The sequence below is a fragment of the Candidatus Cloacimonadota bacterium genome (assembly GCA_020532355.1).
In the GTDB taxonomy this organism is placed as follows: Bacteria; Cloacimonadota; Cloacimonadia; order Cloacimonadales; family Cloacimonadaceae; genus UBA5456.
In genome coordinates, this window is sequence record JAJBBD010000027.1 from 1 (window position 1) to 2,542 (window position 2,542).

Consider the following 2,542-nt stretch of genomic DNA (forward strand, 5'->3'; position numbering starts at 1 on the left):
CAGATAAACTCATTGTCATTTGTGCTTCCACCAGAATAGGAAATTGCTGTAGGATTATTAATAGGAGCAACAATGGTGTTAAATAAGCCCCACATACCGAACATGAGGGCATCTGAAGTAAATTGTACTTCCAATTCTGCATCAGTATCATGGTTTGCGTGCCAGGCATACATAGGTTTTCCGGAAACTGGGTCTCTTGCTACTGTAGGATATCCTTCCCCATTTTGAGTAGTAGAAATAGTACCAACATTGGGATTACCGTTCGACTCAATATAGGCATAGTACACACGACGAGTAGCACTGGGAGATTCTTTGCCATGGAAAGTCAGAAAGTAACCTCCACCAGCTTCATCTGGAATTACGCGTATTGGAATGCTATTGTATGAGCCAATCATGTAGTCGTAATGACTAGTAGCCAATGCCATTGGTGCCTGGTAAAAAGAGTAGCTCGGAGCATCACGGTTGGGTAAAACTACCTTTGCCCGTGGATTGGTGTCGATTGGCTTCTCAAAATTGGTGGGAAGCATCTGTTTGGCAAATGCGCCCCCAATTATAAAGGAGAAGCATAGTGCGATCAAAAGAACTTTTTTCATTATTCCTCCATTAATTATCTTATTAATATCTTAATTTGAGTGAAACACGATGAGCACTTTTCAAAAAGCTTTCAGCAAGTAGCCCCATGTCTGTGTATGCATAATCTATATTAAATATTCCAAGGCTCGTAGGAACTTGCCACCCAGCTCCGGCACTGTATCCGGCGGCGTCATAACCAAATTGATAACCTCCCCTTAAGAATAAGTTACCCAATTTATATTCTGTTCCCAAATTCCACGTTTCCATTCTATCTATAACATTGTCTAGTTGAGCCGATACAATCACGTAACTGGTATCTGTTCGCATTAGGTCTCCAGATACTCCCAGAGAAAAGTGTAGGGGAATCTTACTTTCCATTTCAGGGCGATCCTCATCGATTATTCCATCGCCATCGTTATCGAATAGGTCGAATGGGTCTTCATTGACTAAACCATCACCATCATCATCAACTTCATAATGAATATCCGGACCGAAATTTTTCAGCGCCATGCCAATTTTGATGTTTTTATATCCAGTGTTATACATAGAACCTACATCAACAGCATAACTGTTAACACTGTATTCATGAAGGTTTTCGCGCAAATACTTTATACCTACGCCCGCAGAAAACTTATCGGTAAACTGCTGACCATAGACAATGCCCATGGCCATATCACTACATGTAAAGTACTCGCCGGTATGACCAAACGTATCTTCGTCGGTTATCTCCATATCATCCATATGCAACACGGTTCCATATAAAGCTAAGGTAGATACACCATTAGTATAGGTAGCAGCGGCAAATTCCTGCATGATACTCGCAACCCAATTCGTATGCGAGAAAAACACTTGGTTTTGGTATGAAGGTGCTAAACCTGCAGGATTCCAATATACGGAGGAAATGTCATCCGTTACAGCCGTATATGCTTCACCCATTCCAATTGCTCTGGCATCCACGCCAATTTTTAGGAATTGCAAACCTGCAGTTCCCACTTTGCCAAATGGCTTGGCGTAAATTCCCATGGGTATGAGCAATGCTGCAAGGGTGAGGATCAGGATAATTTTTCTTTTCACAGCTCCTCCCTATTTGATAATGACAAACTTGCCGACTTTGATTTTGTCGTTGTTTTTGTTTTCAACACTAAACAGATATACTCCGGGAGCAATAATCTGATTGTTTTTAGATAGTAGATCCCAAGCATGCATGCCGTCAGCAGATAATCCCTGAGTACCATCCTTAGAAATGGTAACAATATCTGTTGATGTGGCACCCTCATGATCCAGAGTCTTCACTAAATCACCGGCCAACGTATATATCCGGATTGTGCAGCGTTTAGGCAAATTAACAAACCACAAGCGGCGACTCTTATCTCCCTTTTCATCATTCGCCAAACGACCATCAAATTTACTACGTCCCAAATACGGATTGGGGATAACTTTGATATCGTCCATCGAATCACGAGCCAAGCTACCGGGAAAGATAATCTTCATATTTGCATCTGCATCGCGCCCAGTTTCTAAAAATGATAGATTCTGGCTTGGTATTCCACGATCATAAGCTGTTACTGCAACGTAGTATTCTACACCTCTTCTGGGATGCCAAATTGTAGATTTGTAATATCTTCTTGCTAAGCGATCTTTTTTGATTTCTTCCCATTGTTCTAGATCTGGATTAGCAGGACCTCCAGCCGGAGGAGCAGGGAGAGCAAAAGTTACTAAGGGTATTGTTTTAGGATCGTATAAAGCATCAAATAGTTCTGGTTTATCTTTAAGATGCTCATGCATAAATATCCGAGCTTTCATTGCCTGACGTTCTTCATTACTAAATGCAGCGTATGCCACATCTATGGAATCTGCTCGGTTTTGTAGTGTTTGCCAGCTGTCATAATCATTTAATTCGGCAGCAGCAGAATACAAGGGCCAACCGTGAAAAGTATCACCTTCCACTGTTTTGTATAGGAAATACTCA

Annotated in this window: 3 protein-coding genes; all 3 read right to left on the reverse strand. The window is 41.5% G+C overall.

Annotation, left to right across the window (positions count from 1 at the left end; genetic code table 11):
- On the reverse strand, nucleotides 1-593 hold a 593-nt coding region (locus LHW48_00820; protein ID MCB5259004.1), incomplete at its 3' end, for a hypothetical protein.
- Nucleotides 594-615: 22 nt separating this feature from the next.
- Entirely contained in the window at nucleotides 616-1,647 is a 1,032-nt protein-coding gene (locus LHW48_00825; GenBank protein MCB5259005.1) for a PorV/PorQ family protein, read from the reverse strand.
- Between the two features lie 9 nt (nucleotides 1,648-1,656).
- A partial coding sequence (locus tag LHW48_00830; protein ID MCB5259006.1) for a hypothetical protein occupies nucleotides 1,657-2,542 on the reverse strand: 886 nt, incomplete at its 5' end.